Below are 25,925 nucleotides of genomic sequence, written 5' to 3' on the forward strand. Positions count from 1 at the left end.
GGGCTAGGAGCCCAGCTCCAACAGCAAGCCATCCAGCCGCGCGATGCCGGCCGCGATCTGTGCTTCGTCGAGCGCCGCATAGCCGATGACCAGGCCGGCACGGCGGTCGGGATCATCAGGCCGGTCATAGAGCCCGCTGACGCCATAGAGGCCGAGCGCCACCGCCGCAGCCCGCTCCGTCAGCTCGCTCTCGCGTGCTTGCGGCAGCCGGTTGATCCAGGCGAGGACATGCAGGCCGGCATCGGTGCCGACGATGCTGACGCGCTCGCCGAGCCGCTCACGCAGGGCCTTCAGCAGGGCGGCTCGCCGTTCGCCATTGCGGCGCCGGATGCGGCGGACATGCCGCTCATAGGCGCCGTTCGCGATCAGCTCGGCCAATGCGGCCTGTTCGAGCTCCGGCGTATGCCGGTCGACCATGCGCTTGGCCCTGGCAAAAACCTCGCGCAGCGCCGGCGGTAGGACGAGATAGCCCAGCCGCAAGGTCGGCGAGAGCGTCTTCGAGACTGTGCCGAGATAGATCACGCTGCCGGCCCGATCGAGCGAGCGCAAAGGCGGCACCGGGCCGACGCCATGGCGATATTCGGCGTCGTAATCGTCCTCGATGACGAAGGCGCCATGGCGCGCCGCCCAGGCGAGCAGTTCCTGCCGGCGCGGCGCCGACAGGATGCTGCCGAGTGGCAATTGATGCGAGGGCGTGACGAAGGCGAGCCGTGCCGGCGGCAGCGTCGCGGTCTGCATGCCCTCGCGATCGACCGGCTGCGGCCAAAGCTCGGCGCCGGCCGTCAGGAAGGCCTGGCGGGCCAGATTGTAGCCGGGGTCCTCGATGACGACGCGATCGCCGGGATCGAGCAGCAGCCTTGTACAGAGATCGAAGCCCTGCTGCGAGCCATTGACGACGAGGATGTCATCGATTTCGCAGCGCATCCCGCGGGCGCGCCAGAGATAGCCTTGCAGCGCCCCGCGCAGCTCTGGCAAACCGCGCGGATCGCCATAGCGCAGGCGGGCGGGTCGCTTCGTCACCGCATTTGTCAGCGCCCGTCGCCAAGCCAGCGTCGGAAAGTCGCCGCCGGCAAGCTCGCCATAGCGGAAATCGAGCGCGAAGGGCTGCGGGTTCCACGGAATCGGCGCGGCGGCCGCCAGCCGTCGGCCATAGGCGGAGAGCTCGGTCGTGCGAGGTGAAGGAGCGTCTCTTGCTGCCGGCTCTGCCTGCGCCAACCCAGCTGCGACCCGGGCCCGTGCGCCAGCCTTCGTTTCGAGATAGCCCTCGGCTGCCAATTGCTCGAAGGCGGCCGTGACGGTGGTGCGCGACAGACCCCATTCGGCCGCGAGCGCCCGGGTCGATGGCAGGCGCGAGCCGGGCGCATGGATACCGGCGGCGATCTCGCGCTTGATCGCCGCGATGACCCGGCGCTGGGCGCCAATCTCGCTTTCGACTGGTCCAGTTGGAATGCTCGAAACTGGCCGTTTCATACGGGCCAGATTAGCGGCATCAGAGCGGCGACCGCAAGGAGACCCATACGATGTACACGCCGCCGGCCTTCCGCATCGACGACCGCGCCGAGATCCACGCGATGATGCGCGCCTGCCGGCTCGCTACCCTCGTCACGGCGACGGCCGAGGGGCTGCTCGCCACGCCGCTGCCGCTGATCCTGGCGGAGGAGGAGGGCGAGTTCGGCGTGCTTCACGGCCATCTCGCCCGCGCCAATCCGCAATGGCAGAAGGCGGCGATCGGCGAGGCCATGGTCCTGTTCAACGGGCCCGACGCCTATGTCACGCCGTCCTGGTACGAGACCAAGCGCGAGACCGGCAAGGTCGTCCCGACCTGGAACTACCAGGCGGTGCACGCCTATGGGCAGGCCGAATTCTTCGACGATCCCGAGCGCCTGCTCGAAGCGGTCACGCGCCTGACAAATCTGCATGAGGGCACGCGGGCGCAGCCCTGGGCGGTCGATGATGCGCCGCCCGCCTTCGTGCAGGCGCAGCTTCGCGGCATCGTCGGCTTGCGCATCCCAATCACCCGGCTCGAAGGCAAGCGCAAGATGAGCCAGAACCGCCCGCTGGCCGATCGTGTCGGCGTTGCCGAGGGGCTGTCCGCGAGCGAGCGTCCCAGCGATCTGGTCGTCGCCGCGATGGTGCCGACCGCGGGCTGATGATCAGTCCTGCGTCTCGCCCTCATAGGGCGTGGCGCGCATCGACGGGCGCTGATTGAAGCGGTCATACCAGCCGGCGAGCCTTCGTGCTCGCGCGCGGAAATCGGGCAGACGCCGGAAGCTCAGCCAGGCGAGGGCCGTCGCGAGCCCGATCTGGCCGACAGTCACCGGCCCGTCGAGATCGGCCTGCGCTTCGAGATAGTCATAGGCCTCGAGCAGCTTGGTCGTTTGCCCCTCGGCGAGCGGCGGATAGCGTAGCGCTTCCGGCCGGCGCTCAGTCTCCCAGCGCACCGCGATGCCGGCATCGCACAGGCCTTGCGCCAGCGCCTGCAGGCGTAGAGCTTCGTAGCGCGCCGGTGCCTCGCGCGGGATCAGCGAACCCTCACCGGCGAGCCGGTCGAGATAATCGCAGATCACCACGGAATCGAAGAGGGCGCCGGCATCGGGCGTCAGCAGCACCGGCACCTTGCCGAGCGGGTTCCGGGCGAAGACGGCATCGTTGCGATTGGTCGGGCTGGTCTCGTGGTGGACCACATCGAGGCGCTCGACCAACCCGAGCTCATGCGCGCAGACCAGGACCTTGCGGGCATAGGGCGAGTGGCTCTGGTAGAGCAGGGTGAGCTTGTCGGACATCACGCCGTCCCGGCGACTTCGGCCGGGGTCAGCCCGACCAGCTCGGCGTAGCGCTCCGGATCGGTCGCGCCCTCGGTGACGACAGCGAAGACGCGGGAGGACGCGTCGAGCTTCAGCGCGGCGCGCGCTTGCGGATCGCGTAGCGCCGCGAGCAGCCCGGCGAAGCCGGCCGCGCCGCTCTCGCCAGCGACGATCGCCGGATCGCTGCCGGCCGGGCGTGCCAGCCGGTTCATCGCTTCGACCGCGACCTCGTCCTCGACCGTCATGAAGGCATCGGCCGTGCGCGACAGCACGCGCCAGGCGAGCGGCGAGGGGTCGTAGCATTCCAGCATCGCCATTACCGTCGGCGCGCCATGGGCGATCTTGGTCGGCTGCCCGGCGCGGGCGCTCTCGAATACACAGGCGGCGCGGGCGGGATCGACCACGGTGAAGATCGGCCTGCTGTCGCCGAGCACCAACGACAGCTGCGCCGCGATCGCCGCGGCGATGCCGCCGACCCCGGCCTGGACGAAGACATGCGTCGGCGCCTCCGGCAATTGTCGCAAGGCCTCACGGATGATCGCGGTATAGCCCTGCATGACGAGGCCGGGGATGCGCTCATAGCCGTCCCAGGAGGTGTCGGAGACGGTCGTCCAGCCCTGTTTATTGGCGACGCGCGCGGCCTCGACGATGGAATCGTCATAGGTACCGGGGACGCGCACGATCTCGGCACCGAAGCGGGCGATCGCCGCAGCCCGCGGCTTGCTGACGCCGCCATGCATGAAGATCACTGAGCGAGCCCCGACAAGCTGCGCACCCTGCGCGACCGAGCGGCCATGGTTGCCGTCGGTAGCGCAGGCGAAGGTCATCCCGGCCGCGACCGCACGGACTTCGGGCGAGGTCAGATCCGCCTCACCAAGCGTCCGCCCGAGCCGTTCGCTCGCCGCTTCCAGCACCAGGCGCGTCACGGCATAGGCGCCGCCCAGAGCCTTGAAGCTGCCGAGGCCGAGCCGCTGGCCTTCGTCCTTGAGATGCAACGCGCCGATGCCGAGCGCGGCGGCAAGGCTGGGCAGGGCGCAGAGCGGTGTCGGCACATGTTCGGCTCTGCCTGCGAGATGCCGCTCGATCGCGTCGGCACCGGTGGGGCCGAGTGTCAGCGCATCGACCGGGTGGAGCGGCTGGCGGAAGTCCGGGAGCTGGTTGAGCAGGAGCACGGCTTGCCTCATTGAGATGTCCAGGTGAAGAGATATTGCAAGCTTCGCGAAAAAGGCGCTGCAATCACCCATCGGCCTTGCAAGTTTGTTTCACGATCATTGCCCCTGGAGCTGCGCTTGAGTGAAACGTCCGCTTCCGCCCTCGATGCCTTCGACCGGGCGATCCTCGCCATCCTGCAGCAGGACAACACGACGCCGCAGCGTGTGATCGGCGAGAAGGTCAACCTGTCGGCGCCGGCCGTGCAGCGTCGCATCCGCCGGATGGAGAAGGACGGCGTCATCACCGCTAATGTCGCGGTCGTCGAGCCGGCGGCGCTCGGTCATCCGATCACGCTCTTCGTCGAGGTCGAATTGGTCAGCGAGACGGCGAAGGACATCGATGCCGCCAAGCGCGCCTTCCTCGCCGCGCCGGAGGTGCAGCAATGCTACTACGTCACCGGTGAGGTCGATTTCATGCTGGTCGTGCTGGTGCCGAGCATGACGGCCTATGAGGCGCTGACCCGCCGGCTCTTCTTCGCCGACGCCAACATCCGCAAGTTCCGGACCTTCGTTGCGATGGACCGGGTCAAGACGGGGCTTAGCGTGCCGGTGGGATGAGGCGCCGCCTTACGACGTCAGCGCGCCCGCGGTCATGCCCTGGACCATGAACTTCTGCAGGAAGATGAAGGCTATCACCAGGGGCAGGCTCGCCAGAACCGAGAAGGCCATCATCGTGTTCCAGTCGGTGACGAACTCGGCCATCAGGCTGTAGATCGCCATGGTCAGCACCCGGTTCTCCCAGGATTCAATCAGCACCACCGCGAACAGGAACTCGTTCCACGCAAGCAGGAAGGTGTAGAGCCCGGCGCCGATGAAGGCGGGGTAGGACATCGGCACCAGCGTCCTGAAGATCGCGCCGAGCCGCGAGCAGCCATCGACCATCGCCGCCTCCTCGATGTCGCGCGGGATATTGATGAAGTAGCTGCGCAGCATCAGGATGCAGAAGGGCAGGGTGAAGGTCAGGTAGACCACGATCAGCGAGGTTCGGGTGTCGTAGAGCCCGAGCGTGATGAAGATCCGGAAATAGGGGATGCAGAGCAGCACGAGCGGGAACATCTGCGTGGTGATCAGGAACATCAGCACCGCCCGCTGGCCGGCGAACTTGAAGCGCGCCAGCGCATAGGCCGCCATCGCGCCGAGGATCAGCGAGAGGGCGGTCACCACCAGCGAGACCACCATCGTGTTGGCGAAGACGAGGAGATAGCGCGGGCTCGCGAAGATCTTGCGGTAGCCCTCCAGCGTGAACACCTGCGGCAGCCATGTCGGTGGCATCCGCATCACCTCGATGTTCGGCCTGACCGAGACCGTCAGCATCCAGGCGAGCGGGAAGAACACGATCGCGATCGCGATCAGCAGTAGGAGATAGGAGGCGGCGTTGATCAGTCGCTCACGCCCGCGAATGCCGATCTTGCCGAGATAGGGCCGTGTGTGCGCTACAGCGCCGTACTGGGCGACGGTCATTGCTGATTGCTCATGGTTCGGCGGACATAGATGGCGCTCACGATGAAGAGCACGATGAACATGACCACGGCCTCGGCCGACGCGTAGCCGAACTTCAGCTTCTGGAAGCCGTCGAAGTAGATCGCCGTCGCCAGCACCTCGGAAGAATGGGCCGGCCCGCCGCCGGTCATCACATAGACCGGGTCGAAGGCGCGGAAGGTCCAGATCGAGTCGAGCAGCACGATCGTGGTGATGACGCCGCGCAGCTGCGGCAAAGTGATGTGCCAGAACTGCCGGAACAGCGAGGCGCCGTCGATCTCGGCGGCCTCATAAAGCTGCTTGGGGATCGCCTGCAGGCCGGCGAGCAGCATCACCATGAAGAAGGGGAAGGCACGCCAGACATTCATCGCCGTCACCGATCCCAGCGCCGTCGAGGGATCACCGAGCCAGGAGATGGTGAAGTTGGTGTCGATGATGCCGAGCGAGGCGAGCAAGCCGTTGAGCACGCCGAAGGGCTGCAGCATCAGCACCCAGATCATGCCTGCGACGGTCGGCGCCAGAAGCCAGGGCACGATCAGGAGGCCGCGTGCGACGGTGCGGAAGGCCGGGTCGAGATTCATGTTGAGCAGCAGCGCCAGGCCGAGCCCGATCACCAGATGCAGCAGGACGCTGAAGACGGTGAAGACGACGGTCTGCCAGAAGGCGCGCCAGAACAGCGGGTCATTGGCGAGCGCGATATAGTTGCCGAAGCCGACCCAGACCTCGCGCTGGAGGTTGCTGTCGTGGAAGCTCAGGCGGACCACGTCTATCAGCGGGTAAATCAGGAGCGCGACGAGGATGAGCAGGGACGGCCACAGGAAGGACGCGGCCAGCAGTTCCTCGCGATATTTGCGTTTGAGCGTAAGCAGCATGACTCGCCGATCGTTGCGGGGCGGCAGCACATCGCCACCTCTCAGAATGATCCGAGTCATCCCGGACAAGCGGCGTAGCCGCGCCGATCCGGGATCCATGCCGGAGCCCCATAGATGAAGGCTCAGGCATGGGTCCCGGGCCTCCCTTCGGTCGCCCGGGACGACGAGTGTCTTGGCGTCACTTGGCCGCGGAGAGGACCTTGTTCCACTCGGCCGCGGCGTCATCCAGCGCCTGCTTTGCGGTCTTCTTGCCCTGCACTGCATTCTGGATCTCGGTGCTCATCACCTTGTTCATCTGCACGGCGTTGGGCATCGACAGGAACGGCGACTGTGCGTTCGGCTGCGCCATTTGCGTCACGAAGGCCTGGAAGAGCTTGCGCTCCTTGAACCAGTCCTGGTTGGCGACGTCGGTGCGGGCCGGGAAACCGCCCGAACCCTTCGCCCACATCTCGATGCCCTTCGGGCCCGAGAGCCACTTCATGAAGGTCCAGGCGGCGTCCTTGTCCTGCGCCTGGCTGCTGATGGTGTTGAGCGAGCCGCGCACCATGGTGCCGGTGCTCTTGCCCTTCGGCAGCGGGGCGATGTCGTAGTTGAGGTTCGGGTTGAGCTGCTTCTGGATGGCGACGCCCCACGGCCCCTCGAACATCATCGCGACATTGCCCGAGGCGAAGTTGGCGCGCTTTTCCTTCTCGCCATTGCTCAGCACGCCCGGCACCGAGACTTTGTCCTTGTTCACCCGGTCGATGTACCACTCGATCGCGGCGACGCCCTCCGGGCTGTTGAACACGGCCTTGTTGGTCGCCGGATCCATGAGCGTTGCGCCGCCCTGCAGCAGCAGCGGGTAGATGTCGTAGGTCATGTTGGTCGGCGGCTCGGCCTGGAGCGTGCCGGTGATCGCGAACTGGCGCTTGTCCGGATTGGTCAGTTTGCGCGCGTACTCGGCGAACTCGTCCCAGGTCTTGGGCGGGCCGGAAAGTCCGGCTTCCTTGAACCGGTCGGTGTTCCAGAACAGCGCGACCGCGCCGCTCTCGATCGGCAGATAGTACTGCTTGCCCTTCCACTTCGCATGGAAGGTCTCCGGGATGTTCGAGAAGAACGCCGCCGGCTCCTTGGCGATGCGCGCATCGATCGGCTCGATCATGCCGAGATCGGCGAATTCGGCGACCCAGTCGACCTGGACTAGCAGCACGTCCGGCAGCTTCTTGGCCTGGTGCAGCACGATGGCACGGTCATGGAAGCCGGTGAACGGCGAGTCGACCGGCGTCAGCTTGATGTCGGGATGGTCCTTCTCGAAGGCGGCCTTGAGCTCGCCCATGAACTTCTCGCCGACCTCGGTGCCCTTCCACTGACCCCAGCGAACCTCCTTCTGCTGGGCGAGAGCGAGCGTCGGCAGGCTGATCGCCGAGGCGAGCGCCATTGCCGCGAGCGTCAGCAAGGAAGACCTGCGATGCTGATCCATATGCGTTTCCTCCCGGTTGATTGTCGTTTTTGGGCTTGAGCGGCGCATCCGTCGTTGCGGGCGCGCCGTAGTCGCGAGGTAGCTTTTAGGCTGCGCGCGCCTTGCGCAGGGCCTCGGGCACCGGCGGGGCGACCTTGACCAGCGTGGTGTTGTCGTCGACCAGCTTGCTCGTCCCGCCCACATTCATCCAACTGAACATGTTGCGGAACATCTCCTGCAGCGAGGCCATGATCGCGGTCTCTGCCTCCTTCGGCATCTCCCAGAACGGCTTCTTCATCACCTTCCAGGACTTCTTGCGGGTGTTGTAGAAGAACTGCGCGTCGGTCTCACCCGCCCCCTTCTCCGAGAGGTGATTGGCGAAGGTGTAGTCCCGGATCTGGTCCCTCAGTGCTTGCGGCAGGGCAGGGTGGTCGAAGATCAGGTTGTTGAAGCCGAGCGCGAGATGGACCTCGACCGCCTCCGCCTTGGGGAGCTTGGCGAGCTGCGTGCCCGGCAGGGTCGAGGCGCCGTGCTGGACCGCGCCCGCCATGTTGTAGTCCTTGCGGCAGATCGTCGAGATCGTCTTCAGCAGCTCGTAGTCGACGTTGACCTGCGCGAGCGTGCCGTCCGGCAGCACCTTGCCGCCGTGATAGGTGCCGGAATTGATCGAGATCTTGCTGACGATCGGCAGCTTGGCGCTGCGCTTGGCCATTTCCTCGAGATAGACCTTCATGAAGGCGCGCAGCTCTTCCGGCGTGGTGTTCTCATGGCCGACCTCGCCGATCTCGGCGCCGAGCGAGATCGAGACGCCCCTGGGCTCGATGCCACGGACGAACTCGGTGAAATGCGCTGTCAGCTCGGCATTGACGCGCTGCTGGTCCTCGACCGTCGCCAGCGACAGGTCGACCACCGTCGAGGCGTCGATGTCGATGCTGTACATGCCGGCCGCTACCTGCTCGCGCATGATGTTTTCAAGCTTGCGGACCTCTGCCTTCGGGTCGGCGAGATAGGCTTTGGCGTTGATCTGGTCGTGGTCGGCCTGGAGGAAGACCGGGCCGGTGTGGCCCTCACGCAGCGCCGCGGCGAGCACCGCCGCGGCGTATTCGAGCGGCGGCTGCTGGGCGTAGAGCGCTTCGCCGACCGCCTGCTCGAAGATGAAGAGCTTGGAATCGAGTTCCTTGCCGGCGCGGAAGACGGAGCGGCAGGTGTGGTAGCTCCAGCCGCGCAGGTTCATCGCCGGCACGGTCTTGCCCGACCATTTGCCGGCGGCGCAGGCAAGGTAGAGTTCCTGGATCGAGGCGGGCACGATGCCGGCGGCATGGGCAGCCTCGCGGATCGCCCAGATCGCCACCGCGCGCGTCTCCGGCTCGGCCAGCGCCGCCGTCTCGGCCCAGCGGTCGATCATCGCATCCGGCGGCCGCTTGCTTTTGCTGAAGTCGGGCGAGGAACCGGCGAGGTCGACGCCGATCGTCTTGAGGTCGTCGGTCAGCTCAGCGAGCGAGGCGCATGCCATGGGTCATACCTTCGAAAACGGCTTCGAAACGGAGAGCGTCGGCGGGCTTCCGGGCTTCCGGCAGGGCGGGCTGGAAGCCCGCCTCATCACGTTCGCAATCAATGCATGGTGTTTTCGTTATCGCAAGTCATATTATCGTTTTCGCGCATTGCAGCATAAGTCATGTTGCAATGCGCAATCGCTCCGCCCCTCAGTTCGGATATGTCTCGCCGGTTGCCAGCAAGGCCTGGACGGCAGCACGATCGGGCATGCCGTCCCAGCCATTGGCGCGCTCGGCCTTGAGGGCCGCGACGGCCGCCGCCAGGCGCGCTGCTTCGACCGGTCTTTGCCCCTCGCACAGCCCGAGCGCATAGGCGCCGTGGAAGACGTCACCGCAGCCCGTCGTGTCCTTCGCCGCGACCTTGAAAGCCGGAACGCTGACGAGTTCGCCATCGATCAGCCAGAGGCTGCCGGCGCTGCCGCGCGTCACGGCGAAGACCTTGCCGGAACTGTTGGCGCAGCGTCGCAGCAGCTCTTCGGCCGGGCCGTCCCCGGCGAAATCGCGCAGGCCCTCGGCTGAGAAGACGATGTGATCGGCCTTGGCGATCAGGCGGCGATTATCCTCCGGCGTGCCGCCGTCGACATCGAGCACGCTCGGGATGCCGGCTTGATGGGCGCGATCCAGGACGATTCCCGCGCCGCCCGGCCAGCGCGTATCGGCCAGCACCGCGCCAGCCTGGTCCAGCCCCTCCTGCGGCAGCACGCTCGTATCCTGCGACAGGCTGCGCCGGTTCGAGACGATGCTGCGCTCGCCGCGCCGGTCGACCAGGACGATCGCCCGCAGCGTGCGCCCCTCTGGCAGGATGGCGACGCCGCTGCAGTCGACGCCGTGGCCGCGCAGCAGCCGCAGGCCCGTCTCGCCGGCAGCATCGGCGCCGACCCGGCCCCAATAGGCCGCTTCGCCGCCGAGATGGCAGATCGCTACGGCGGCCGTCGCGGCCGGCCCGCCGAAGCGCTCGGTATAGCCGAGCACGCCGGTCTTGATGCCGGCCGAGGGCAGGGCCTCGACCTCGAAGACCTCGTCCTGGACGAGATTGCCGACACAGACGATCAGGCGGCGGCTCATGCCCAGCATCCCTTGCCGGGAAAGGCGATCGATTCAACGAGGCGTATCCGCCGGCTTCCTGGCCGCGTGGTCAGCATATTCCGTCCCGCCGGATCTCGTTCTCTGTCGTGCCGGCAGGATCCGATTGCGCGGCGAAGGAGATGATGCCCTACGCTTTCACTTTCGCAACACCATTTTCGCAAACGCGCATTGCGTGAAGAGTGCGACTGGTCGTAGAGACGGTTTCATCGATAGGTTGATACAACCCATCCGGGTTCGGCTCTGAAGCAGGCCTGCAATGGAACCGCTGAGCAAACGTCACGCCGACATTCTCGATATCCTCGGCAAGCGCGGCTATGTCGCGATCGAAGAGATCGTTTCCGCCTTCAACGTCACGCCGCAGACGGTGCGGCGCGATCTGCAGGATCTCGCCGACCGCGGCCTGCTGCGACGCCATCATGGCGGAGCGAGCGCCAATCTCTCGACGGCGAACACCGACTACGGCCTTCGTGTCGTCGAGACGGCGGGCGAGAAGGCCGCGATGGCACAGGCCGCCGCCGAGCTGGTGACGCCGGGCACCTCGCTGTTCATGACGCCGGGCACGACGATGGATGCGCTCGCCAAGGCGATCGCCGAACGCCGCCCGCGCGGCCTGCGTGTCGTCACCAACAGCACGGCTGCCGCTGCGATTCTCGACAAGTGCCCGGAGATCTCGATCCTGATCACCGGCGGGCACTGGCTCGGACCGAACCGCGCCTGCGGCGGCATGCACGCCGCCGCCTTCATCGAGAACTATCGTTGCGACCTGCACATGACGAGCATCGGCGGCATCGACGCGGCGGGGAACCTGCTCGAATATCGCGACGACGAGGCCGTGGTCGGGCGCACCATGCTGCGCAACGCGCGCCGTTCGGTCCTGCTCGCCGACCACACCAAGTTCAGCCGGGTGGCGATGTCGCGCCTGGCGCATCTCAGCGAGATCTCGACGCTGGTCACGGACCGACAGCCGGCTCCTGCGACTGCACAAATGATCCGCGACACCCGCTGCGAATTGATCGTAGCCGGCTGATCACGCAACGGTGAGCACCGGCGCGTTGCGCGCCGCGGGGGTGGGCTCCTATCCTGTGTGAAGGCCGCCCCGCGCCATATGGGCGATCCCGCCGCGGCCGCGTCAGTCAAAAAAATCCTATCGTCGAAAGAGACACGTCATGCGCTATCAAACGCTTGGCCAGACCGGCCTGCTCGTCTCCGAATTGTGTCTGGGCACCATGACCTTCGGGGGCGGTGACACCGGCATCTGGGGCAATATCGGCCGGCTCGACCAGCAGGAGGCCGATGCGCTGGTGAAGACCGCGCTCGATGCCGGCATCAACTTCATCGACACCGCCAATGTCTACGCCGAGGGCAATTCCGAGCAGATCACCGGCCAGGCCCTGCGCAATCTCGGCATCGCCCGCGACGAGGTCGTCGTCGCGACCAAGGTCTTCGGCCGGATGGGGCAGGGGCGGAACGGCTCAGGCGCCAGCCGCTACCACATCCTCGAACAGGCCAAGGCCAGCCTGAAGCGGCTCCAGCTCGACCATGTCGACCTCTACCAGATCCATGCCTTTGACAGCGTCACGCCGATGGAGGAGACGCTGGAAGCGCTGGATGCGCTCGTCCGGCAGGGGTTGGTTCGCTATGTCGGCGTCTCGAACTGGGCGGCCTGGCAGGTCGCCAAGGCGCTCGGCATCTCGGAGCGCCGGCATCTTGCCCGCATCGCCTCGCTGCAGGCCTATTACACCATCGCCGGCCGCGACCTCGAGCGCGAGATCGCGCCGATGCTGCTCTCCGAGAAGGTTGGGCTGATGGTCTGGAGTCCGCTCGCCGGCGGCCTGCTCTCCGGCAAATACGATCGCCGCAACGAGCAGGGCGGCGAGGGCAGGCGCGCCAGCTTCGACTTCCCGCCGGTCGAGCGCGAGCGCGGCTATGACGTGATCGACGCGATGCGTCCGATCGCCGAGGCACACAAGGCCAGCGTCGCGCAAGTGGCGCTCGCCTGGCTGCTGCACCAGCCGGCCGTGACCAGCGTGATCGTCGGCGCCAAGCGGCCCGAGCAGCTCGCGGAGAACATTGCCGCGAGCGAGATCTCGTTTACAGCCGAAGAGCTGGTGAAGCTCGACGCCGTCAGCGCTCTGCCGAAGGAATATCCGGGCTGGATGCTGGAGCGCCAGGGCGCCAATCGCAGCAAGCCTGATCCGCGCCGGGTGGGCTGAGCTCTCAGAAGCGGTCGCTGGCTTCGAGATAGAGGCTGGCGATCGCTTCGATGCCGGCCTGGTCGTCGGCGTCGAAACGGCCGGGCTCCGGGCTGTCGAGATCGATCACGCCGATGACCTCGCCGTCACGGATCAGCGGCACGACCAACTCCGAGCGCGAGGCGGCGTCGCAGGCGATATGACCGGGGAAGGCGTGCACGTCCTCGACCAGCATCGACTCGCGCCGGGCGCCTGCCGCGCCGCAGACGCCGCGTCCCACCGGGATGCGCACACAAGCCGGCTTGCCCTGGAACGGGCCGAGCACCAGTTCGCCGCCGCGCATCAGGTAGAACCCGGCCCAATTGAGAGCCGGCATCGCATCGTAAAGCAGCGCCGAGAGGTTGGCGGCGTTGGCGATCGCGTCGCGCTCGCCATGCAGCAGGCCTTCGAGCTGCTGCATGAGCTCTCTGTAGAAGCCGGGCTTGTCGCTGGCTGAGATCGTCGCCGCCTGGAACATCGTCGCCTCCGTAAAGTCGAGGCTGGATATGCGCCGCCTGGGCGGATTTTGCGAGGGTTATGGCCGGTCGGAGGGCGGGGGGCAGCTGCGCGTCCAGAGCAGGAAGGCGGAGAGCCGCCGCAATTGCCGTGTGGCGAAATAGAGCACGTAGACCATCATGCGTCTCCAGACTGGGAGCCCACGAAAGTCTCGTGGCGCTTTTAGCTTTGGTGACGCGGTGCAAGCTGCTCCAGCAAATCCCGCGACCGGCCCGCATCGCTGCGGTTCGATCTTCAAATCATTCGCAATCACCGCTGCGGGGTCAATGAAACGGCTGTTCAAAGATTTGATGACAGCAGGCGGAATTGTCCCCGGCGGCGGCCCGCCGGGGAATATTCAGGCGAAATGCCGGTTGGCCGGCCGCGGCAGGCCGAGATGGTCGCGCAGCGTCGACCCCTGATACTCCCGGCGGAACAGGCCGCGTCGCTGCAGTTCCGGCACGACCTTGTCGACGAAGTCGTCGAGCCCCTCCGGCAGGTAGGGGAACATCACGTTGAAGCCGTCGCTGCCGCGCTCGGTGAGCCATTGCTCCATCTCGTCGGCGATCGTCTTGGGTGTGCCGACGAAGGCGAGGCCGCCATAGCCGCCGAGGCGCTGGGCGAGCTGGCGGACGGTCAGGTTCTCGCGGCGGGCGAGCGCGATCGTCCGCTCGCGGCCACTCTTGCTGTGGTTGGTGTCCGGGATCTCGGGGAGTGGCCCATCCGGATCGAAGCCGGTCGCGTCATGGCCCAGCGCGATCGAGAGCGAGGCGATGGCGCTGTCATAGTGCACGAAGGAATCGAGCAGCGCCCGTTTCTCGCGGGCTTCGTCGACGCTGTCGCCGACGACGGTCAGCACGCCCGGCAGGATCTTGAGATGGTCGGGATTGCGGCCGATCGCCTCCATCCGACCCTTCACATCGGCGTAGAAGGCCTGGCCGGCCGCGAGCGTACCATGCGCCGCGAACACGACCTCTGCCGTCTCGGCCGCGAGCTGGCGGCCGGGCTCGGAGGCGCCGGCCTGGACGATCACCGGCCAGCCTTGCGGCGGCCTAGCGATGTTGAGCGGACCTCGGACCGAGAGATGCTCGCCCTTGTGATCGATGCGTCGCATTTTATCCGGGTCGAAATAGAGCCCGCTGTCGCGATCGCGGATGAAGGCGTCGTCGGCGAAGGAATCCCAGAGCCCGGTGACGACGTCGTAGAACTCGCGCGCCCGGTCATAGCGCTCGCCATGGTCGACCTGGGCGTCGAGGCCGAAGTTCAGCGCAGCGTCCGGGTTGGAAGTGGTGACGATGTTCCAGCCGGCGCGGCCGCCGCTGATGTGGTCGAGCGAGGCGAAGCGCCGGGCGATGTGATAGGGCGCGTCGAAGGTGGTCGAGGCGGTGGCGACGAGGCCGATGCGCTCGGTCGCGCCGGCCAGCGCCGAGAGCAGGGTGAACGGCTCGAACGAGGTCACCGTGTGACTACGCTTCAGGGCCTCGACCGGCATGTTCAGCACGGCGAGATGGTCGGCCATGAAGAAGGCGTCGAACTTGCCGGCCTCGAGCTTCCTGGCGAAGCGCTTGAGGTGCCCGACATTGAAGTTCGCATCGGGATAGGCGCCGGGATAGCGCCAGGCGCCGGTATGGATGCTGACGGGGCGCATGAAGGCCCCCAAATGAAGCTGGCGCGCGGTCGTCATGGCTGGCCTCGGCAGGCGGTTGCTCAGTGGAAGCTGAGCTATGCCTGCGTCCGCCGCTGCGCCATGGCGCCGCGCAAAAAGCCAAAGACAATCTCCGACACCGGCCCCAGGAGAGAAGAAATACTCCTGGTAGCCAGTGTCGAAAACGCAATCGATCTACCGCCTCAGGCGGCCCTCAGACCGCAGCCTTCTTGATCGCGTCCAGTGTCTCGCTGCCGTACTTGCCGACGAACTCCTTCTCGACCTCGGCGGTGACGACCTTGGCGAAGGAGTCGCGGTCAGGGGTCTCGACCGCCTGCATGCCAGCCTTCTTCAGCTCGGCGAGGCTCGAGCCTTCCGTGTCCTCGTTCATCTTGCGCTGAATGCCGGCGCATTCGAGCGCGATGGCGGCCAGCATCTGCTGGATATCGGCCGGCATTGCGTCGAACTTGCTCTTGTTCATCACGACCGGGCCGGTGGTGAAGGCGTGGCGCGTCAGCGAGAGATGCTTCTGCACCTCGTTGAACTTGGCGTTGAGGATCAGCGTCACCGGGTTCTCCTGGCCGTCGACCGTGCCGGTCTCCAGCGCGGTGAAGAGCTCAGTGAAGGCCATCGGCGTCGGGATCGCGCCGAGCAGCTGGAAGGCCTTGATATGAGCCGGGTTCGGCGTGGTGCGGATCTTGAGGCCCTTGAGGTCGGCGGCGGCCGCGACCGGGCGGCGGTTGTTGGTGAGGTTGCGCCAGCCGATCTCCCAGGTGGCGAGAGCCTTGAGGTTCGAGCCTTCGAGCTCCTTGCGCAGGTCGTCGCCGATCGGGCCGTCCATCACCGCGGCCGCGTGCTTGCGGCTCTGGATCAGGAAGGGCAGGTCGAGCACGTTGAGCTTGGGCGCAAGCCCGGTGAAGAACGGGTTGCCGGTCAGGCAGATGTCGAGTGAGCCGCCGCGCACCGCGCTGATCGTCTGCGCGTCCGAGCCGAGCGCACCGTTGGCGAAGACCTGGACCTCGTAGCGGCCCTGGCTCTTGGCCTTGACCTGCTCGGCGAAGAGCAGCGCGGCCTTGTGCCAGCTATCGGCTTCCGGATGCGGGTGGGCGAAACGCAGCTTCACCGCCTGCGCCAGGGCCGGGCGGCCGATGGCGAAGAGGGTGATGCCGGCGCCGGTCAGCGCAGTCCTGCGGGTGATGGTCATGAGCTTGTCCTCCCTGTTTTGTTGTGGGGGCGGGCGCCTCAGCGCCCGTAGAGCCAGCGCGCCGGGACCGTGATGATCTCGGGCACGAAGATAAGCAGCAGCAGCACGGCAAGCTGAGCGAGCAGGAAAGGCATGACGCCGCGAATGACCTTATCCATCGGGATGCGGCCGACAGCGCAGACGACGTTGAGCACCGTGCCGACCGGCGGGGTGAGCAGGCCGATGGCGTTGTTGATGATGAACATCACGCCGAAATAGACCGGGTCGATGCCGGCCTGCTTGACGATCGGCATCAGCACCGGCGTCAGGATCAGCACGGTCGGGATGAAGTCGAGCGCGGTGCCGACGATGACGACGAGGAACATCATCGCCAGCATCAGCAGCGTCTTGTTGTCGATCAGCGGGCCGAGCAGGGCGGAGACCTGGGCGGGGATGTCGGCGATGGTGATCAGCCAGGCCGAGACCATCGCCGCCGCGACCAGGAACATCACCGCCGCCGAGGTCTTCAGCGCCGCGAGCAGGGCGGGGCGCAGATGCTCGAACTTCAACTCGCGATAGATGAAGCCGCCGACGAAGGCGGCATAGACCGCGGCGACCACCGCAGCCTCGGTCGGCGTGAAGGCGCCGGCTTTCATGCCGCCGATGATCAGCACCGGCAGGCCGAGTGCCCAGAGTCCGTCGAGGACGGACTGGCCGATCTCGCCAAAGGAGGCGCGCTTGACGCGGGCAGCCGGTTCGTCGCGGGCAACGATGTACCAGGTGATGAGCAAGGCGACGCCCATCAGGATGCCGGGCACGATGCCGGCGATGAACAGCCGCGTGATCGAGACACCGGCGGCGACGCCGAAGACGACGAAGCCGATCGAGGGCGGGATCACCGGCGCGATGATGCCGCCGGCCGAGATCAGCCCGGCGGCGCGCGGCAGGTTGTAGCCGGCCTGCTTCATCATGGGCAGGAGGATCGCGGCGAGCGCCGCAGTGTCGGCGACGGCCGAGCCGGAGATGCTCGCCATCACTAGCGCCGCCAGCACCGCGACATAGCCGAGGCCGCCGCGGACATGGCCGATCAGCGTCACTGCCAGGGCGATGATCCGGCGCGAGAGGCCGCCAGCATTCATCAGTTCGCCGGCGAGCATGAAGAAGGGCACCGCCATCAGCGGGAAGGAATCGGCACCGCCGATCAGGTTCTGCGCCAGAATCTGCGAGTCGAAGGTGCCGAGCTGCAGCATCAGCGCGACGCCGCAGACCAGCAGCGCCATCGCGATCGGCATGCCGAGCGCCATCGCCCCGATCAGCGAGCCCAGGAAGATGAAGACGGTCATCAGCGCTTCTCCGCCGCCTGCTGGTTTTCGAAGGCGGTGAGCTCTTCCGATTCCGCCCCGACGACGAGCTCGTCATCGGGCATGCGGCCGCTCAGGAGCCGCATGAGCGCGATCAGGTTGAGCGCGCCGATGCCGATGCCGCCGACGAGGCCGGCGAGATAGGTCACCGCCACGGGCACGCCGGTGACCGGCTGGTGGTTCTCGATGTTGATCGAAGCCTGCTGCCAGCAGCCGACGACCAGCATTCCCATGCAGAACAGCGACATCGCCTCGACTGCGAGCCGGCACCACCAGCGGCCATTGCGGCCGAGCATGGTGACGACGGTGGTCATGCCGAGATGCTGGCCGTCCTTCGCTACCAGGAAGGCGCCGCCGAAGGTGAGCCAGACGAAGATCAGTCGCGACAATTCCTCCGAGGAGATGATGCCGGAGCTGAAGGCGTAGCGCAGCACGACATTGCCGAAGACCATCGCGATCATCACGACGAAGCCGGCGATCAGCACGTCTTCGGTCAGGCGCAGGAGCAGAGCGCGTAACTTCATGAAATGGCTCCCTTGGCGGCGAGCCCGTACCAGCGCGCGGCGTTGTCATGGAACAGTGCGAGGCGCTCAGTTGCCGGCCGCTCGCGGACCGCCGTCTTGAACACGTCGAAGATCGTGCCGAACGGGGCGCAGAGGCTGTCGACCGGGAAATTGCTGGCGAAGGCGCAGCGACTGGCGCCGAAGGCCGAGATGACACCATCGATCACCGGAGCCTGCAGCTCCAGCGTCCAGGCCTGCCCGGGCATGCCGATGCCAGATATCTTGGCGACGACATTCGGCTCGCGGGCGAGCCGGTCCAGCGCCACGCGCCAGGCGGAAAGGCCCTCGGCGCTGCGATCGGCCGGCAGGCCGGCATGGTTCAGGATGATCGTGGTCTCAGGGAAATCGCGGGCGAGTTCGGCGGCTTCGCCCAGATGCCACCACGGCGTCTGCAGATCGAAGCTGAGCCCGGCTCCGGCAAGCAGGGCATAGCCGTCGCGCCATTTGTCATCGCGCATCGAGCCGGGCGCGGCGAAATCCGGACGGTGATCTGCGCGGGCGACCGCCTTGGGCTTGTGCCGGACGCTGCGGACCAGAGGCATCTCGCGATAGGCCGCGACGACCTTGCCGACATCGTCGCGGTCGAGCCAGATCTGACCGATCGCGGCGCTCGGCAGGCCATGCCCGCGCGCGACCTCGGAAGCCCAGCGCATCTCACCGACCGGATCGCGCGGATCCCATTCGCCTTCCATCAGCACGCTGCTGACGACGAGATGCCCGTCGATGGCGCGGCAATAATCGGCCGGCATGAAGTCGCGCCTGATCGCGCTGTAGTCGCCATAGCGGAAGGCGACCGGGTGGTCGCTGAGCCAGGGGTGATAATTGCGGGTGAGGTCGAAGAAATGGTGGTGGGCGTCGATGATCGGCAGGTCGTCATCGGCGCCGGAGGCGAGGAAGCGGGCACGCTGGTCGGAACTTGCCGGCATGGCTCAGCTCCGCCGCTGCGGAAGGCGGGTGTGAGTCAGGCTGTGTCCGGCCGGTCCGGTGCTCGCGCCCGTCATCCCTGCCTCCCGATCGTTTCCTCAGCGGTCGCCCGCTTTCGATTAGCTTTGTTTGACTATTGTATGCTGCATACAGAATGTTGCCGCAAAGTCAAAGCGCGCCCGGGTTGAACAGCGCGTCCTGCTCGCGGCGCAGGCGAACCAGCGTGGTGGTCTCGTCGAGCGCGATGTCGGCGCAGGTGACAACGGCGCCGCGCGCTACCTTGCGCACAACCGGTCGACCGGAAGTGAGGTAGTAGGGGACAGGCTCGCTCGGCCCGAGCGGACGGGCAGGGGTCAATTGCGGCTCCAGCCCTTCGATGACGTGGCGATAACCCATGGTCAGGGTCTCGCCGGGTTCCAGGTCGCGGCTCGCCCGCGCCGTCAGGTCGACGCGCGGCAGGATCTCGGCCCCGCCGGTCGATTGGCCAAGGAGAGCGGCCGAGAGCGCCGACATCGGCGCTTCCGCCCCGAGCAGGTGCACGGGATTATGCAGCAGGACATAGCGGCCATCCGGCGAGCAGGGGATTCCCTTGCCGGCAAAGAGCTTGCCGGTGGCGAGGTCCGGCGTCTCGGCGATGACGAAGACGCCGCCGGCGAAGGAGAGCTCGTCCGGCCTTCTCAGGCAGTTGAACATGTCGACGCGGCCGGTGCCCAAGAGCAGGCCGCCCTCGGCCGCCGGCCGGAACAGGCTTGGCAGCTCGGTCGTGCGCGCGATCGGTGCATGCATCGCCGCCACGTCCGGCATCAGCCCGGTATGGTTGGCGACGATACCCATCTCGCAAAGATCGGGCACGGTGGCGCGCGGGAAGGGCAGCTGGGCGCGGGCGTCGAGCAGGCCACGCGGATCGCTGCCGAACTTGCCGAAGGCCGCGGCGAAATCGGCGGCCGGCACCACCTTCTCCCAGGCCGTGACCGTGCCGGCCTCGGGATCCCAGACGAAATCGGATTCGCTCGACTTGCCGGCGGCGACGATCGGCAGGCCGAGCACGCGGGCCCAGCCGATCAGGCCGATCAGCAGGCTCGGCTGGTCGCCGTCGACCGGGGTATGCACGATGCCGTTCTGCCTGGCGCGATGGGCCAGGATCGGGCCGATGATGCATTCGGCCTCCTTGGTCACCATGACGAGATGGCGGCCGGCCTCGATCGCCGCGAGCGCAGTCATGGCCGCGCCTTCCGGATCGCCGGTCGCCTCGACAACGACGTCGACCGGCAGTCCTTCGAGATGGGCGGCATCGCCGATCAGCGCGACGAGCCCGCGATCAAGCGCGGCCTTGGCCTCGGCGGCGCTATGGCAGTCGACGATCTCGGCCTCGCTGAGGCCGCCGGCGAGCGCTGCCTTGCGGGCGCGGCCGATATCGAGGTCGCAGACGACGCGCGGCTCGATATGCGGGGTGCGCCGGGCCTGGCCGATGAAGCTCGCGCCGAATTCGCCGGCGCCGACCAAAGCAGCGGAGATGACGCGGTCGGGCGCGCTGGGCTTCAGCGCGAACAGGTTCTCGATGTTCACTGGGGTCGCTTTCGTTCAGGCAGGGCAGGGCGGCGGCCGTCAGACGGCCAGGCCCTCGATGGCGTAGATGCGGGCAGGGGCGCCGTCGGCGTTCGGGATCAGCAGCGGCGCCGCCGAGAACAGGTTGCGCGGCGCCGTCAGCTTGCTGGTGTTGACGACGTATTCGATCAGCGTGACGCCATGGCTGAGCAGGACATGGTGCGTCACATGCTCGGGCTTTGGCACCTCCTTGCCTTCGAGCAGGAGCCGGATCGGGTAGTCCTGCGGGAAGTCGAAGGCGACGGCGCTCGGCTTGCGCTGCGCCAGCCACTGCGCCGCCTCCAGCGTCAGCCAGGGTGCTTCAGTCCAGAAGCTCTTGTCGTTGTAATCGCGCCGGTCGTTCCACTGCGTCGCCAGCAGCAGGATCTCGCCATCGGCCCCGCCGGGATCGGCGGCGGCGAGATGCTCGGGGCCGATCGGCTGATTGGCCGGGCGCGCACTCAGATCGAGCACTCGGCAGGGGCCGACCACCTGGCTGAGCGGCGTCGCCTCGATCGTCGGCGCTCCGGCGACGAAATGCGCGGCGGCGTCGACATGCGAGAAGCCATGGCAGGGACCGTTGATCTTCGAGACCCGGAACTGGTCGCCCGCCGCGATGTCGCCCTTGATCGAAAGCTCCACCGGCCAGCGGAAATGCGGCGCGATCGGCATGGAAAGGTCGACGATGTGCATGGCGCTGTCCGGATTGCGGAAAGGGACGCCGGCAACCCGGCGGCTCCGTTCTAGGGGCCGAAATTCTTGTATGCAAGAATTTTTCGACAGCGGAGCGGCCACGCGATATACAGAGCGTCATGGATAGTCCGGCCGACACGACCCCGCTCGCAGCGCTTCTCGCCAAAGTTCCGCAGCCCGAGCCGGGCCGGCGCAAGGGCGCCCTGCACGGCAGCACGGTTGCGCAATTGCGTAATCTGATCGTCACAGGCGCGCTCGCGCCGGGGGCCAAGCTGAACGAGCGGGAGCTCTGCCTCCAGCTCGGCGTCTCGCGCACGCCGGTGCGCGAGGCGATCAAGACATTGACGCAGGACGGTTTGCTGCGCGCGCTGCCAAACAAGTCCTCGGTGGTCGCCGAGCTCGATGTCGGCGAGATCGAAGCGCTGATCGATGTCGTCTCGACGATCGAGGGCTTGGCCGGCGAGCTCGCCGCAGCGCGCGCCACCGATGAGGCAGTCGCCGAGATCGGCATGCTGCACTACCGGATGATGCTGCATCACACCCGCGACGAGCTGCCGGGCTATTTCGAGGCCAACAAAGCCTTCCACCGCCGGATCGTCGAGCTCGCCGGCAATCCGGTCCTGCTCTGGATCTGGGAGTTGCTGGCGCTCCGGGTCGACCGCGCCCGCTACTCGTCGAATCTCTGGCCGAAGCGCTGGAAGATGGCGATCCAGGAGCATGAGCAGATCCTGGCGGCGCTGACCGCCGGGGATGCCGCACTGGCGAGCCAGCGCCTGCGCGAGCATGTCCGCAACGGCTTGTCAGGGCTCGTCGCGGCGCTGAAAGAGAGGGGTGAAGCTGCCAAACCGGGCAGCGCCTGATCGCGGGTCAGTGAGAGGGCTTCCCAACCTCCGGCAGCATCTTCAGCACTGCGATCGCGTCGAGTTCGCTATCGCCCTGCGCGACCAGCATCCGATAAAGCGTCGTCGCCTGCGCAACCATCGGCATGGCCAAATGCTGCTCGCGCCCGGCCTCCATCAGCATTTCCAAGTCCTTCAGCACCTGCCGGGCATAGCCCTTCGGCGCGAAGTCGCGCGCGACCATGCGGGGCATCATCGCCTGCAGCACCGCCGAATTGCCGAGGCCGGGTGCCAGCGCGGCCGGGATCTTGCCGGCGTCGACGCCATAGGCTTCGGCCAGCCGCAGCGATTCCGCCACGACCACGTAATTGGTCAGGCACAGTACCTGGTTGACCAGCTTGGTCGCCTGGCCGGCGCCGACCGCGCCCATATGGGTAAAGAGACCGAGGCTCTCCGCCAATGGCCGCACCGCGGCGATCATCTCGGGCGCGCCGCCGGCCATGATCGCGAGCTTGCCCGCTTCCGCCGCCGGTGGGCCGCCGGAGACCGGCGCGTCGATGAAGCCGATGCCAGCCTCCGCCAGCGCCGCCGCGAGCGCCTTGGTCACGCCGATCTCTGTGGTCGAGAAATCGATGACGATGGCGCCTAGCTGCAGCTTCGCCGAGAGGATGCCGCCGTCGCCGCTGACCACGGCCTGCACCGCCTTGGTGGTGGTCACCGCGATGCAGACGGGATTGGCGCGCTCGGCCACCTCGGCAGGCGAGGCGGCGAGGACGACGCCGAGCGCTTCGGCTTCAGCCCGCCGGGCCGGGTCGAGATCGTAGCCGACGACGCTGCGGCCGGTCGCGATCAGGCGCTTACAGAAGCCCGCGCCCATCAGCCCGAGGCCGATGAAGCCGATGGTCTCGCTCATCTGCCTTGCCAGTTCGGCGTGCGCTTGCCGAGGAAGGCTTCCATGCCCTCGCGGAAATCGGCGCTGGTGTAGCAGAGGGTGACGAGGTCATCGCCGTCGACATCGGCGCTGGCCGCCTGTGTCAGCCGGCGCAGCGCCTCCTTGGTGGCGCGCATGGTCAACGGCGCGTGGCCGCGGATCGTCTCCGCCAGCTCCTTCACCCGCGCCATCAGCGCGGCATGGTCGGCGACGAGCTCGTTGTAGAGGCCGATGCGATGGCCCTCCTCAGCCTCGACCAGCCTCGCGGTGAAGATGATGTCCTTGACGCGGGCCGGGCCGAGCAGGCTGGCGAGCCGGGCGTAGTTCGCCATCGACAGGCAGTTGCCGAGCGTGCGCGCCACCGGGAAGCCGAAGCGGGCCGATTGCGTTGCAATCCTGAGGTCGCAGGCGCAGGCGATCGCCGCGCCGCCACCGGTGACCGCGCCGGCGATCGCCGCGATGGTCGGCACCGGGCAACTCTCGATCGTGGTGATCACCCGCTCGATCCGGTTCTCATAGGCGAGGGCATCTTCCGCCGTCTTGAACTCGCGGAACTGGGAGATGTCGGTGCCGGCGGCGAAGGCCTTTTCGCCGGCGCCGGTCACCACGAACACCTTGGGTGCGCCGTGCTTTTCGGGATTTCCGAGGATCTCGGCCAGTCCCTCATACATGGCGAAGGTCAGGGCATTTCGCGCCTGCGGCCGGTTGAGCGTGACCGTGCCGACCCCTTCGGCGACGTCATAGAGGATCTCGTCGTTCATCGGCTGCCTTTCAGATCGCGCCTTCGGCCTTGAGGTCGGCGATGGCCGCCTCGTCGAAGCCGAGCTCGGTGAGGATTTCGAGGTTGTGGTCGCCGGCGTCCGGCGTCGGCGTCGCGATGCTGGACGGTGTGCGCGACAGGCTGACCGGCTCGCCGACGACGCGGATGTCGCCGAGCTTGGGATGCCGGACCGGCTGCGCGATGCCGAGGTGCTGGACCTGCGGGTCGTCGAAGACAGCATCGACCGCGTAGATCGGCCCGGCCGGCACCGAAGCCTTCTCGCAGGCTGCGAGCCAGTAGGCGCTGTCCTGCGTCGACATGATCTCCTCGAGCAGCGCGCGCAGTTCCGGCCGCGCCGCGAAGCGCTTCTCCATATTGTCATAGCGCGGATCGGTCGCGAGCTCGGGCCGGCCGAGCGCGCCGCAGAAGGAGCGCCAGTGCCCCTCGGCGCCGACGCCGAGATTGATATGGCCGTCGCGCGTCGCATAGACGCCCATCGGCGTCGCATAGGGGTGGTCGTTGCCGGCCTGCGGCGGCACCTTGCCCTCGACCAGATAGCGCGCGACCTGAAAGTCCATCATGCCGATCTGCGCTTCGAGCAGCGAGGTCTGCACCCATTGTCCCTTGCCGGAGACGGCGCGCTCCTGCAGCGCCACCAATGCGCCGATCGCGCCATAGAGCCCGGCGGCAGAATCGGCGACGGCGATGCCGGCGCGCACCGGCCCCTGGCCGGGCAGGCCGGTGACCGACATCATCCCGCCCATGCCCTGCGCGATCTGGTCGAAGCCCGCGCGCAGCCGATAGGGGCCGCTCTGGCCGAAGCCCGAGATCGAGACCAGGATCAGGCGCGGATTGAGTGCATGCAGCGTCTCGAAATCGAGGCCGAGCCGCTCCTTCACATCCGGCCGGAAGTTCTCGACCAGGAGATCGGCATCGGCGATCAGCTTGCGCAGGATCGCCTTGGCCGGTTCCTTCTTCAGGTTGAGCGTCAGAGAGCGCTTGTTCCGGTGCAGGTTCTGCATGTCGTAGCCATGCCGAGGCCCGCTCATGTTCTCATTGGGATCGATACCCGGCGGGCTTTCGATCTTGATCACGTCCGCGCCGAAATCGGCGAAGATGCGGGCGCAGGTCGGCCCGGCGCGTACGCGCGTCAGATCGAGCACGCGCAGGGCTTCGAGGGCGGTCGACGGCTTCGGGCGAGGCATGATGATCCGGATGCGTCACAAGGGCCGCGACTATCCCGTCATCGTCCCGGGGCGTCAATCTTTAGCTTCATCTTGCATGCAAGATCGGCAGATGAGCCATGCGCCAGCCGGACGACGGGAGGTGGCGAGTAGCGGAAAATCGGCGTTGACCTCCGGCGGAAAGCCCTGCGAGCTTGGCGGGACAGCGTCGGCAACGGACGCGGAAGCCCGGAGGATGACGATGACGGTGGTCGCACTGTTCGGTGCCGGCGGCAAGATGGGCATGCGCCTCGGCCGCAATCTCGCCCGCTCGCGCTTCGAGACCCGCCATGTCGAGATCAGCCCGGTCGGCCGGGAGCGCATCCGCGAGGCCTTCGGTGTCGCTTGCATCGAGCCGGATGCCGCGATCACGGGGGCGGAGGTCGTGATCCTGGCCGTGCCGGATACCGCTGTTGGCGCGGTGGCCGCCGGCCTCGTGCCGAAGCTGGCGGCCGGGACGATCGTCGTCATCCTCGATGCAGCGGCGCCCCATGCCGGCCATTTGCCCGTGCGGGCCGACATCACCTATTTCGTTACCCATCCCTGCCATCCGCCGATCTTCAACGACGAGACCGAGGAAGCTGCACGGGCGGATCATTTCGGCGGCATCGCGGCCAAGCAGCATATCGTCAATGCATTGATGCAGGGGCCGGAGGCGCATTACGCCCTCGGCGAGGAGGTCGCGCGGGCGGTCTGGGCGCCGGTGATGCGCTCGCATCGCGTCACCGTCGAGCAGATGGCGATCCTCGAGCCCGGCCTGTCGGAAACCGTCTGCGCGACGCTGCTCGATGCGATGCGCGAGGCGATGGAGGAGACGATCGCCCGCGGCGTGCCGCGCGAGGCGGCGCGCGACTTCCTGCTCGGCCACATGAACATCCTGGCGGCGGTGACCTTCGGCGAGGTCCAGGGCGTGTTCTCCGACGCCTGCAACAAGGCGATCGTCTTCGGCAAGGAGACCATCCTTCGGCCGGACTGGAAACGCCTGTTCGAGCCGGGCGAGATCGCCGACAGCGTCAGGCGCATTACCTGAGGTTGCCCGGCGAGGCTTCG

Annotated in this window: 25 protein-coding genes; 6 read left to right on the plus strand and 19 right to left on the minus strand. The window is 67.0% G+C overall.

Annotation, left to right across the window (positions count from 1 at the left end; all coding sequences use genetic code 11):
• Positions 1–3: 3 nt before the first annotated feature.
• Positions 4–1,470, minus strand: a complete 1,467-nt coding sequence (pdxR, locus tag AC1DS0_RS00580; protein WP_476812470.1) for a MocR-like pyridoxine biosynthesis transcription factor PdxR — start codon at positions 1,468–1,470, stop codon at positions 4–6.
• 50 nt (positions 1,471–1,520) lie between these two features.
• Here pdxR and AC1DS0_RS00585 point away from each other — a divergent pair, with 50 nt between their 5' ends.
• Positions 1,521–2,150, plus strand: a complete 630-nt coding sequence (locus AC1DS0_RS00585) for an FMN-binding negative transcriptional regulator (RefSeq protein WP_476812471.1) — start codon at positions 1,521–1,523, stop codon at positions 2,148–2,150.
• A gap of 3 nt (positions 2,151–2,153) precedes the next feature.
• On the opposite strand, the gene AC1DS0_RS00590 is transcribed toward AC1DS0_RS00585, so the two are convergent.
• Positions 2,154–2,783: a glutathione S-transferase family protein gene (locus AC1DS0_RS00590; RefSeq protein WP_476812472.1), complete on the minus strand. Its 630-nt coding sequence runs from the start codon at positions 2,781–2,783 to the stop codon at positions 2,154–2,156.
• Positions 2,783–3,976, minus strand: coding sequence for a diaminopropionate ammonia-lyase (locus AC1DS0_RS00595; RefSeq protein ID WP_476813067.1), 1,194 nt, complete (start codon positions 3,974–3,976; stop codon positions 2,783–2,785). The genes AC1DS0_RS00590 and AC1DS0_RS00595 overlap by 1 nt, the downstream gene beginning before the upstream one ends.
• Positions 3,977–4,093: 117 nt before the next feature.
• Here AC1DS0_RS00595 and AC1DS0_RS00600 point away from each other — a divergent pair, with 117 nt between their 5' ends.
• Entirely contained in the window at positions 4,094–4,573 is a 480-nt protein-coding gene (locus AC1DS0_RS00600) for an Lrp/AsnC family transcriptional regulator (protein ID WP_476812473.1), read from the plus strand.
• A 9-nt stretch (positions 4,574–4,582) separates the two neighbouring features.
• On the opposite strand, the gene AC1DS0_RS00605 is transcribed toward AC1DS0_RS00600, so the two are convergent.
• From AC1DS0_RS00605 to AC1DS0_RS00625, 5 genes are all read right to left on the minus strand, one after another.
• Entirely contained in the window at positions 4,583–5,476 is an 894-nt protein-coding gene (locus tag AC1DS0_RS00605; RefSeq protein ID WP_476812474.1) for a carbohydrate ABC transporter permease, read from the minus strand.
• The gene (locus AC1DS0_RS00610) at positions 5,473–6,366 is read right to left on the minus strand and encodes a carbohydrate ABC transporter permease (RefSeq protein ID WP_476812475.1); all 894 of its coding nucleotides are present in this window, start codon (positions 6,364–6,366) and stop codon (positions 5,473–5,475) included. The genes AC1DS0_RS00605 and AC1DS0_RS00610 overlap by 4 nt, the downstream gene beginning before the upstream one ends.
• Positions 6,367–6,544: 178 nt before the next feature.
• Positions 6,545–7,825 carry an ABC transporter substrate-binding protein gene (locus tag AC1DS0_RS00615; RefSeq protein WP_476812476.1) on the minus strand — a complete coding sequence of 427 codons (1,281 nt, stop codon included), beginning with the start codon at positions 7,823–7,825 and terminating at the stop codon, positions 6,545–6,547.
• Positions 7,826–7,910: 85 nt separating this feature from the next.
• Complete coding sequence (locus AC1DS0_RS00620; RefSeq protein ID WP_476812477.1) at positions 7,911–9,317, minus strand: class II fructose-bisphosphate aldolase; 1,407 nt, start codon at positions 9,315–9,317, stop codon at positions 7,911–7,913.
• Positions 9,318–9,507: 190 nt separating this feature from the next.
• Complete coding sequence (locus AC1DS0_RS00625; protein ID WP_476812478.1) at positions 9,508–10,422, minus strand: PfkB family carbohydrate kinase; 915 nt, start codon at positions 10,420–10,422, stop codon at positions 9,508–9,510.
• Between the two features lie 277 nt (positions 10,423–10,699).
• Here AC1DS0_RS00625 and AC1DS0_RS00630 point away from each other — a divergent pair, with 277 nt between their 5' ends.
• Positions 10,700–11,470: a DeoR/GlpR family DNA-binding transcription regulator gene (locus AC1DS0_RS00630; protein ID WP_152014405.1), complete on the plus strand. Its 771-nt coding sequence runs from the start codon at positions 10,700–10,702 to the stop codon at positions 11,468–11,470.
• Between the two features lie 139 nt (positions 11,471–11,609).
• Complete coding sequence (locus tag AC1DS0_RS00635) at positions 11,610–12,656, plus strand: aldo/keto reductase (RefSeq protein WP_476812479.1); 1,047 nt, start codon at positions 11,610–11,612, stop codon at positions 12,654–12,656.
• Positions 12,657–12,660: 4 nt separating this feature from the next.
• Here AC1DS0_RS00635 and AC1DS0_RS00640 read toward each other — a convergent pair whose 3' ends face one another.
• The 8 genes from AC1DS0_RS00640 to AC1DS0_RS00675 all read right to left on the minus strand — a co-directional run bounded on the left by AC1DS0_RS00640 (position 12,661) and on the right by AC1DS0_RS00675 (position 21,122).
• Positions 12,661–13,152 carry a GAF domain-containing protein gene (locus tag AC1DS0_RS00640; protein ID WP_476812480.1) on the minus strand — a complete coding sequence of 164 codons (492 nt, stop codon included), beginning with the start codon at positions 13,150–13,152 and terminating at the stop codon, positions 12,661–12,663.
• A 375-nt stretch (positions 13,153–13,527) separates the two neighbouring features.
• Positions 13,528–14,853: an LLM class flavin-dependent oxidoreductase gene (locus AC1DS0_RS00645; RefSeq protein WP_476812481.1), complete on the minus strand. Its 1,326-nt coding sequence runs from the start codon at positions 14,851–14,853 to the stop codon at positions 13,528–13,530.
• Between the two features lie 175 nt (positions 14,854–15,028).
• Positions 15,029–16,018, minus strand: a complete 990-nt coding sequence (locus AC1DS0_RS00650; RefSeq protein ID WP_476812482.1) for a TRAP transporter substrate-binding protein — start codon at positions 16,016–16,018, stop codon at positions 15,029–15,031.
• Between the two features lie 38 nt (positions 16,019–16,056).
• Positions 16,057–17,340 carry a TRAP transporter large permease subunit gene (locus AC1DS0_RS00655; protein ID WP_476812483.1) on the minus strand — a complete coding sequence of 428 codons (1,284 nt, stop codon included), beginning with the start codon at positions 17,338–17,340 and terminating at the stop codon, positions 16,057–16,059.
• Positions 17,340–17,882, minus strand: coding sequence for a TRAP transporter small permease (locus AC1DS0_RS00660; RefSeq protein WP_476812484.1), 543 nt, complete (start codon positions 17,880–17,882; stop codon positions 17,340–17,342). Before AC1DS0_RS00660 ends, AC1DS0_RS00655 begins: the two co-directional genes overlap by 1 nt.
• Complete coding sequence (locus tag AC1DS0_RS00665) at positions 17,879–18,847, minus strand: amidohydrolase family protein (RefSeq protein ID WP_476812485.1); 969 nt, start codon at positions 18,845–18,847, stop codon at positions 17,879–17,881. Before AC1DS0_RS00665 ends, AC1DS0_RS00660 begins: the two co-directional genes overlap by 4 nt.
• Positions 18,848–19,013: 166 nt before the next feature.
• The gene (locus AC1DS0_RS00670; RefSeq protein WP_476812486.1) at positions 19,014–20,411 is read right to left on the minus strand and encodes a flagellar biosynthesis protein FlgA; all 1,398 of its coding nucleotides are present in this window, start codon (positions 20,409–20,411) and stop codon (positions 19,014–19,016) included.
• Positions 20,412–20,450: 39 nt separating this feature from the next.
• The gene (locus AC1DS0_RS00675) at positions 20,451–21,122 is read right to left on the minus strand and encodes a cyclase family protein (protein ID WP_091829730.1); all 672 of its coding nucleotides are present in this window, start codon (positions 21,120–21,122) and stop codon (positions 20,451–20,453) included.
• A gap of 119 nt (positions 21,123–21,241) precedes the next feature.
• Between AC1DS0_RS00675 and AC1DS0_RS00680 the strand changes: the two genes are divergently transcribed.
• On the plus strand, positions 21,242–21,982 hold the full coding sequence (locus tag AC1DS0_RS00680; RefSeq protein ID WP_091829729.1) for a GntR family transcriptional regulator: 741 nt from the start codon (positions 21,242–21,244) through the stop codon (positions 21,980–21,982).
• Between the two features lie 7 nt (positions 21,983–21,989).
• On the opposite strand, the gene AC1DS0_RS00685 is transcribed toward AC1DS0_RS00680, so the two are convergent.
• From AC1DS0_RS00685 to AC1DS0_RS00695, 3 genes are read right to left on the minus strand one after another with little or no spacing between them, the layout of a single operon-like run.
• Positions 21,990–22,874: an NAD(P)-dependent oxidoreductase gene (locus tag AC1DS0_RS00685; protein WP_476812487.1), complete on the minus strand. Its 885-nt coding sequence runs from the start codon at positions 22,872–22,874 to the stop codon at positions 21,990–21,992.
• Entirely contained in the window at positions 22,871–23,653 is a 783-nt protein-coding gene (locus tag AC1DS0_RS00690; RefSeq protein WP_476812488.1) for an enoyl-CoA hydratase/isomerase family protein, read from the minus strand. Before AC1DS0_RS00690 ends, AC1DS0_RS00685 begins: the two co-directional genes overlap by 4 nt.
• A gap of 10 nt (positions 23,654–23,663) precedes the next feature.
• Complete coding sequence (locus AC1DS0_RS00695) at positions 23,664–24,857, minus strand: CaiB/BaiF CoA transferase family protein (protein WP_476812489.1); 1,194 nt, start codon at positions 24,855–24,857, stop codon at positions 23,664–23,666.
• A 220-nt stretch (positions 24,858–25,077) separates the two neighbouring features.
• Between AC1DS0_RS00695 and AC1DS0_RS00700 the strand changes: the two genes are divergently transcribed.
• Entirely contained in the window at positions 25,078–25,905 is an 828-nt protein-coding gene (locus tag AC1DS0_RS00700; protein WP_476812490.1) for a phosphogluconate dehydrogenase C-terminal domain-containing protein, read from the plus strand.
• The last annotated feature ends 20 nt before the right edge of the window (positions 25,906–25,925 follow it).

The sequence above is a fragment of the Allobosea sp. P4_H5 genome (assembly GCF_056400825.1).